At 45.0% G+C, this 7,292-nt stretch carries 7 protein-coding genes; 6 read left to right on the top strand and 1 reads right to left on the bottom strand.

Going from position 1 to position 7,292, the window contains the following annotated elements; translation table 11 throughout:
* The first annotated feature begins 98 nt into the window (after nucleotides 1-98).
* The 5 genes from GPL15_RS08130 to GPL15_RS08110 all read left to right on the top strand — a co-directional run bounded on the left by GPL15_RS08130 (nucleotide 99) and on the right by GPL15_RS08110 (nucleotide 5,001).
* Nucleotides 99-1,781, top strand: coding sequence for an ABC transporter substrate-binding protein (locus GPL15_RS08130; protein WP_215697812.1), 1,683 nt, complete (start codon nucleotides 99-101; stop codon nucleotides 1,779-1,781).
* Nucleotides 1,778-2,542: a class B sortase gene (srtB, locus tag GPL15_RS08125; protein WP_275950467.1), complete on the top strand. Its 765-nt coding sequence runs from the start codon at nucleotides 1,778-1,780 to the stop codon at nucleotides 2,540-2,542. Before GPL15_RS08130 ends, srtB begins: the two co-directional genes overlap by 4 nt.
* 21 nt (nucleotides 2,543-2,563) lie before the next feature.
* Complete coding sequence (locus GPL15_RS08120; protein ID WP_215697808.1) at nucleotides 2,564-3,586, top strand: FKBP-type peptidyl-prolyl cis-trans isomerase; 1,023 nt, start codon at nucleotides 2,564-2,566, stop codon at nucleotides 3,584-3,586.
* A 286-nt stretch (nucleotides 3,587-3,872) separates the two neighbouring features.
* Nucleotides 3,873-4,502 carry a hypothetical protein gene (locus GPL15_RS08115; protein ID WP_215697807.1) on the top strand — a complete coding sequence of 210 codons (630 nt, stop codon included), beginning with the start codon at nucleotides 3,873-3,875 and terminating at the stop codon, nucleotides 4,500-4,502.
* Between the two features lie 4 nt (nucleotides 4,503-4,506).
* Nucleotides 4,507-5,001 carry a dihydrofolate reductase gene (locus GPL15_RS08110; RefSeq protein WP_215697805.1) on the top strand — a complete coding sequence of 165 codons (495 nt, stop codon included), beginning with the start codon at nucleotides 4,507-4,509 and terminating at the stop codon, nucleotides 4,999-5,001.
* A 113-nt stretch (nucleotides 5,002-5,114) separates the two neighbouring features.
* Here the strand turns inward: GPL15_RS08110 and GPL15_RS08105 are convergent, their stop codons facing one another.
* Nucleotides 5,115-6,026 (bottom strand): hypothetical protein, encoded by a 912-nt coding sequence (locus GPL15_RS08105; RefSeq protein WP_215697803.1) that lies wholly within the window; start codon nucleotides 6,024-6,026, stop codon nucleotides 5,115-5,117.
* A 373-nt stretch (nucleotides 6,027-6,399) separates the two neighbouring features.
* Between GPL15_RS08105 and GPL15_RS08100 the strand changes: the two genes are divergently transcribed.
* Nucleotides 6,400-7,281 (top strand): sulfide/dihydroorotate dehydrogenase-like FAD/NAD-binding protein, encoded by an 882-nt coding sequence (locus GPL15_RS08100; RefSeq protein ID WP_215697801.1) that lies wholly within the window; start codon nucleotides 6,400-6,402, stop codon nucleotides 7,279-7,281.
* Nucleotides 7,282-7,292 lie beyond the last annotated feature (11 nt).

Raw genomic sequence — 7,292 nt, 5'->3', positions numbered from 1 at the left:
GGTTGAAAGCCGGCCGGCAGTCTCGCCGGCCGGCTTTTCAAACTTAGATAAAATATGAATGCAGCAAATATTACTGAAACAAGACAGGAGCATAGAGAATGGATCAATTAAAGAACAGGAAGATAAACATAAAGATAATACTGGTAATAATTGCCTTTATTGTGATTGGCGCATGGCTAGCAGCGACGGTCGGCTCCTTAAAAACTAATCCCGAATTGAAGGAAGCGGGTTTCACAGCATTAAAAAATGGAACCGGAACCGTAGTAAAAGATGAATTGAGAAAACAAAGGCTGGTTATAGCCGTTGATACAATAGATGGATGCTTAAATCCGGCATTTGCGACAGCAATGGCAGACCGCATGGCCTGTGAGATGATTTATGAACCGTTGGCAAAGGTTGGCATGGATGGAAGTTTGGAACCTATATTGGCCGAGCAGATCGATTGGAACCAGGAAAACCAGACTATGACCATAAAGCTGAAAGAAGGTATTTCGTTCAGTGACGGCACTCCCCTCACTGCGGATGATGTATGTGCGTCCATTGGCATCAAATGTCTGGCGGAATACAATATGGATACGGACAGCGCCTATTTCCATATTCAAGGCGTTTGGGATATGAATGAGCAGAAGACCCAGGGAATCAGCGGAATCCAAAAAGTGGATGAGAACACGGTGGAAATTGTATTTATGGATGTAAACAGAAGAAACTGGGATATCCTGGAGACCAACATTCAGAAAAACAGGTTTGCGGATATTGGGCAGCAGCTTACAGGTTTTAAAAATATACCGGAGATCTATAATACAGGGATAGGAACCGGCCCTTATATGGCCGACACTATTTCACAGGGAATTAATATCTGTCTTCAGGCGAATCCGGAATACAGAGGGGAAATAAAAGAAATTAAGGCGGTGGAGCTGGCCCAGATCAATTTTTATAACATGAAAGAGGCCATAGAGAACCAGGAAATCGATGTAGCACAGTATACGGCTAACAGCGAACAATTTGATAATCTGTATCAGGGAAAGCAGTTCAACGTATATGCAAAACCAACGGATAACATCTATGCCATTGGTTTTAATCTTAACAATATATTCCTGAAGGATGAAAGAGTGCGCCAGGCGGTTGCCTATGCTTTTAATAAGGAAGGTGCGCTGAATAAAGATTGGGAAATGAGGATCGCCCCGACGAATGTAATTGGCTACGGAAGCAATCCTGATACGGAACCGTTGGAAGCCAATGCAGTGTCTTATGATAAGGGAAAAGCGGAAAGCATCTTGACGGAAGCGGGCATGAAGGGCAGGATTATCCTGAGACTTCCGGTGCTCAAGGAGAATGAATTCCAGATGCATCTGGCATCCTGCCTAAAAAAGGATCTGGAAGCGGTGGGATTCACTGTAGAAGTGAACGAATGCACCAGCGAGGAATATGTACAGGCTTTATATGTGGAGGATAAGTTTGACATCTATCTGTATAATGATACGATGAATTATGACTGGGATACGTTCCAGGATATGAGCAGGCTTAGAGACGGTATGCCGGTGGCATTTTTGGATAATGATTATGTGGAACTGGTATCCCGGCTGGAGATGTCCATGAACCAGGAAGAATATGCGGCCGCATTGACGGAGCTGTCTTCTAAATTCTATGAAAAGGTGCCTGTGGTTCCATTTGGCAGAGTACAGAGATACCTTTCCATTTCCCATGATTTAAGCGGCTATGGGGCCTCTCCTGATGCTTTGATGCTGGAGAATGTGAATCTGATCCAGTCTGATGCGAAATGAGGCGGCTGATAAGGGTGCTGGCGGTTATCGTGATTGTGATAGCTGCCAGCTATCTGTTTTTTGAATTGAAGGGAAACTGGTATAACGAAAGGATCTATACCGATCTTCTGATGGAGCCGGAAGGAGTTCAGGAGCAGCAGGAGGGGGAACCTGTTTTGCGCTACAGTCTGGAAGAATTGAAAAAGGTGAACCCGGACTGTGTGGGGATCATCGAAGTGCCGGGGACCGGGATCTATTATCCGGTGGTGCTCTCTGATAAGGAAGACGGATTTTACTATATGAACCGCAATTTCTATCAGGAAAAGGACGGGCGGGGCAGCATTTTTATGGATTACCGCTGCGACCCGGATAAACCGAGCACTAATCTGGTGTTTTACGGGCACCGCATGAGGAATAACCAGATGTTTGCCCAATTGAAGAATTATAAGTCCAAAGAGTTCTGGAAAGCCCATCAGATCGTCTATTATACGGACGAAAAGGGCACCAGCCAGTACCAGATTTTTGCCGCCTACCTGTCGGGTGATCCGGCGGGAATGGACGAAATCCAGAAGAAATACCAGATGGAGTTTGTTGAAGGTGATCTGGCGGAGGAAAGAGATGATTTTGTATCGGCTGTGAAGTCGTGGTCATATTACGATACCGGGGTGGCGGTTGACGGGGAGAAGACAGAGGAATTTATTACACTCCGTACCTGCGATTACGCGGTGGACAACGGAAGGATTTCCGTGGTGGCGAAACTTACGGGAAAAATGAAGGATTAAGAGAAAAGCGAGGAATAACAGGTGAAAAAAGCGGTTTTATTGGCAGTGTGTATGGGAAGCGCGTTAATGATCGGGGGATGTACGGAAAAGACAGTGACAGCGCCGGGGAATCTAACAGGCGGTTATGATGAATATGTGATTCTTGGAGAATATAAAGGGATCACAGTGGATCCGGTTGCAGTGACGGAGGAAGATGTAAATGCCGAAATTGACCGGATGCTGAACGGCCAGGCCCAGGTGAGCCAGGTGGTGAACAGGGCAGCCACCCTGGGAGACACGGTGAGCATAGATTATGAGGGCACTCAGAATGGAGAAGCTTTTGAAAACGGAAGCTATCAGGATCAATTGATCGAGCTGGGGTCAGGCGAATTCATAGACGGATTTGAAACTGGGATAGAAGGGATGTTTCCTGGGGAAAGCAAAGATATAACCGTTACATTTCCACAAGACTACTGGGATGTATCCATGGCGGGCACAGAAGCCCAGTTTCATGTGACATTAAATTATATCCAGCAGATCGATTCAATTCCTGAATATACGGACAGCCTGGTGGTGGAACTCACCGGAGGGGATTTAAAAACAACGGATGAATATACCGCATGGCTGCGCAGGCAGATGGAGCTGGATGCGGCCAATTACCGCCGTTCCCAGCTCATGAATGCGATCATGTCAACCTGCCAGTTTAAATCTGTTCCGCAAGACCGGCTGGACGCCATGATAAAAGAAACCACAGACTATTATACGGATTTGGCGCAACAGCAGTATGGGGAGACGTTAGAAGAGTATGCGGCGGCCTATGGAATGTCTTTGGAGCAGCTGCAAAGCGAATTCGCAATCCAGTCGGAACAGAATGTGCAGCAGGACCTGGCTACTCTGGCAATTGCTGAAAAGGAGAATATCAGGATTACAGATGTGGAGTGTGATGAGAGGGCAAAACAATACGGCTATACCGGTTTTTCTGAAATGGCCGGTATTTATGGAGAAGGCAGATCCAGAGAGCTTCTGTTAATGGATAAAGTGAGAGACACCCTGCTGGGCGCATAATGTAAGAATGCGGATGCCCGTCAGGCCGCGCAGGCGGTCTGGCGGGTTTGTCATATGGCTGGCAGGAAAACTCCATCAGATCTGTTACGTGTGAAAAAACAACTGAAAAACAGTCATAAAAATGGTCATCAGTTCCTACTTGCCAGGTACAGTTTCCTTTTGTATAATAAAAAAGATCACCGGACTGTTAATCGGTCCGGTTTTACTAAATGAAAATGACTGCAATAGTTACTGTATCTGTCCTTGGACGGTACACAGGCCTGAAAGACGGCGAAAGGAGAATGTAATGATATCACTGGAAAGAACAAGCGTTATGAATATAGAAAATGCCATGCGTGGGGCCAGAAACCCTATGAACAGCTGGGCCCGCATGGACAGCAGCTATGATGAGGAAGGCAATTACATCTTAGGGCCAAATGATCTGAATCTGGCTATGCGCCTCAGAAAGGCAGGCAGTGACCACCGGAAATTTATCCGCCAGATTTTTGTTTCTGTGGATATCACTGCGCCTATGTACTGGTGGAAGGAATATGATACGTATAAAGTGGCAACCGTATCCAATTCCACCAGCACCATGCACAAAATTCACAGCAAACCATTTGAAATCGATGACTTCAGCCATGACCATATGACCTCTGACACGCTGAAGTTTCTGCAGATAATTGTGGATCAACTGGAAGCCATCCGGTTAAAATATCTGGATACCAAAAGCAAGGACGACTGGTACGATATGATCCAGCTGCTGCCTTCCAGCTATAACCAGATGAGGACCTGTTCCTTTAACTATGAAACCCTGGTCAATATCTATCATGCCAGAAAGAATCATAAGCTGGCGGAATGGCATACCTTCTGCGAGTGGATTGAAACCCTTCCATACGCAAAGGAACTGATCATTGCCGCAGAGGAGGCGGAATAATAGAATGAATATGATCGTAGCAGTGGATAAAAACTGGGCGATAGGCAATAAAGGACAGCTTCTGACGGCGATACCCGCTGATCAGAAGCTGTTTAGGGAAGAGACCATGGGAAAAGTGGTTGTCATGGGCAGAAAGACCCTGGAAAGCCTGCCGGGGGGCCAGCCCCTCTATGGCAGAACCAACATCGTTCTGACCCATGACAGGAATTACAAGGTGAAGGGGGCAGTCATCTGCCACAGCCTGGATGAGGCTTTGGAAGAGCTGAAAAAATACCCTTCCGAGGACATTTTCATCTGCGGCGGCCAGGTGATCTACGAACAGTTTCTGCCTTACTGCAATGTGGCCCATGTGACCTATATTGATTATGCCTATGAAGCGGACACTTATTTTCCCAATCTGGATAAGGATTCGGACTGGGTGGTGGCGGCTGAGAGCGATGAGCAGACGTATTTTGATATCTGCTATGAGTTCAGGATGTATGTTAAAGTATCCAATTAACAAAAACGAATATTTTCAGCCCCGCGAATCCGGGGCTTCTTTATTGTCAGAAGATGTTTGCAACAGCTCAGATAACAGATCTTTTTCAAGATAATCTATGAATTACCTTTGTATTAGTCCCAAAATTGATCTAAATATATCTTCGCATCTTTACTGCTCAAAGCGTAGCTCTCTTCCAACTCACTTTGTGTCTCTTCTCGGGTTTTTCCCAGTTTCCGACAGGTTTTAATTAATATGCAGATTCCCTGTTCTACCCCTTTTTTAAATCCTTTTTCCAGACCCTCATCAAATTTTTCTTCTCCGCGCACTTCCAGCGCATCTTCCATGTTAAATTCCGTAAACAGCATATTCGACGCCTCCGTTCCATGCTCCCTGAAAAACTCTGCAAGAAGCCCCTCATCCTCACAGTCCGACATTGCCTGAATAATCGCCTCATCTCTGTTTTTTCCCTGTTTAACATAATCCCGTATTTTCTGGATAAAACAGGAATACTCGTAGACGGGCCGGCATCTCTTCAAGATTGGATGGTCTGCTGATAAATTAATGTTAATTACTTTCACCTTTAATTCTAACATAGGTTCCCCGTCTTTTACAAGGTAAGCATCTGATAATCTCATTTCCTTTTCTGTGTCGAATGGAGCTTCTCCATTATAAAATACATAAAATTCCGGCGCTGGAATCGGAATACGACGGTTTTTGTATAAAGCCCTGGGCTCAACTATTTTTTCTATGGTTCGGCCGTAATAGACGGCATCCCTCAGAGGCATGTTTTCATTAATCGTTGATTGGTGTTTGCTGATTACCAGAATTTTTTTCCGTACTGTAAATGCCAGATCATTTTTCCGGGCCATAAACAGAACTCCACTCAGAGTGGTATAATCGATATCTTCCGGATTCACCTCTTCTCCCGCATCCAGCGCCTGATAGAGGGCGGCCGCATTTTTGGGTTCGCCAAAAAGAGCCGTAAATGCGCTGGATTTCACCTCACGGTTGCTGATTTCATTTGTTGTGCTGTTAAGTTCCATAAAGTATCCTCCTTGTTTTTTCATTGTGATTGTTCCGTTGTGGTTCCTTAATATGGGAAATTGCGGCGAACTGCCGAAAAGAAAATCTGAGGTAATGATTATATCATACTTTACATGAAAAAAAAGCGTTTGACAGGCTTTTGGTCAAGAAGATAAGCCTTCGTAACAGTTCAGACCTGTCTGAATTGTTACAAGCCTTCTGAACTGTTAATTACAAACATATGCAATATATGAATTTCTGTAATTAATTATTGTCATTATTTCCCTTACGTGCTAATATTAAAGGTACGAACATTTTTGTCAAGGAAGTTGGGGAAGGCTTCTGAGCACGTGATGTCGAAAATTCACTAAGGAGTTTATTAGGAGGAAAAAGATGTTTAGGATTTTAAAAGCAGAGCAGCTGGCAGAAAAGATTTTTCTGATGGATGTGGAAGCTCCACGTGTAGCCAAAGCCTGCGAACCAGGAGAATTTGTAATTGTCAGAATGGATGAAAAAGGCGAGAGAATCCCATTAACGATTTGTGACTTTGACAGAGAAAAAGGAACGGTAACCATCGTATTCCAAATTGTAGGAGCATCAACTCAGAAGATGGCAGGACTTCAGGCGGGAGACGCATTTGAAGATTTTGTAGGGCCTCTTGGACAGCCGTCTGAATTTGTAAAAGAAGATATAGAAGAAGTGAAGAAGAGAAAATACCTCTTTGTAGCGGGGGGCGTTGGAACCGCGCCTGTTTATCCTCAGGTAAAATGGATGAAAGAACATGGCATCGATGTGGATGTTATTGTGGGATCAAAAACCAAGGATCTTCTGCTATTGGAAGACAAGATGAGAGAACAGGCAGGGAATTTATACATAACGACTGATGACGGATCTTATGAGCGCAAAGGCATGGTCACTGAGGTGATCAAAGATCTTGTTGTAAATCAGGGAAAGAAATATGATGTCTGTGTAGCAATTGGGCCTATGATCATGATGAAATTCGTATGTCTTTTGACAAAGGATCTGGGACTGCCCACCATCGTAAGCATGAACCCGATTATGGTTGACGGAACGGGTATGTGCGGCGCCTGCCGTTTAAGTGTGGGCGGCGAAGTGAAGTTTGCCTGTGTGGACGGACCGGAATTCGACGGCCATTTGGTTAACTTTGACGAAGCGATGAAGAGACAGCAGATCTATAAGACAGAAGAAGGCCGCGCGATGTTAAAAGCATTAGAGGGCGATACCCATCACGGCGGATGCGGCAATTGTGAATAGGATATGGAGGA

This window comes from Clostridium sp. MCC353, assembly GCF_018785315.1.
Lineage (GTDB): Bacteria > Bacillota > Clostridia > Lachnospirales > Lachnospiraceae > CHH4-2.
This window is presented reverse-complemented; position numbering and strand designations above follow the sequence as displayed.

Excerpts from the sequence above, each read along its gene's own strand:
- GPL15_RS08105 (WP_215697803.1), bottom strand. The coding sequence starts at position 6,026 with ATGGAACTTAACAGCACAACAAATGAAATCAGCAACCGTGAGGTGAAA.
- GPL15_RS08100 (WP_215697801.1), top strand. The coding sequence starts at position 6,400 with ATGTTTAGGATTTTAAAAGCAGAGCAGCTGGCAGAAAAGATTTTTCTG.
- GPL15_RS08115 (WP_215697807.1), top strand. The coding sequence starts at position 3,873 with ATGATATCACTGGAAAGAACAAGCGTTATGAATATAGAAAATGCCATG.
- GPL15_RS08130 (WP_215697812.1), top strand. The coding sequence starts at position 99 with ATGGATCAATTAAAGAACAGGAAGATAAACATAAAGATAATACTGGTA.
- srtB (WP_275950467.1), top strand. The coding sequence starts at position 1,778 with ATGAGGCGGCTGATAAGGGTGCTGGCGGTTATCGTGATTGTGATAGCT.
- GPL15_RS08110 (WP_215697805.1), top strand. The coding sequence starts at position 4,507 with ATGAATATGATCGTAGCAGTGGATAAAAACTGGGCGATAGGCAATAAA.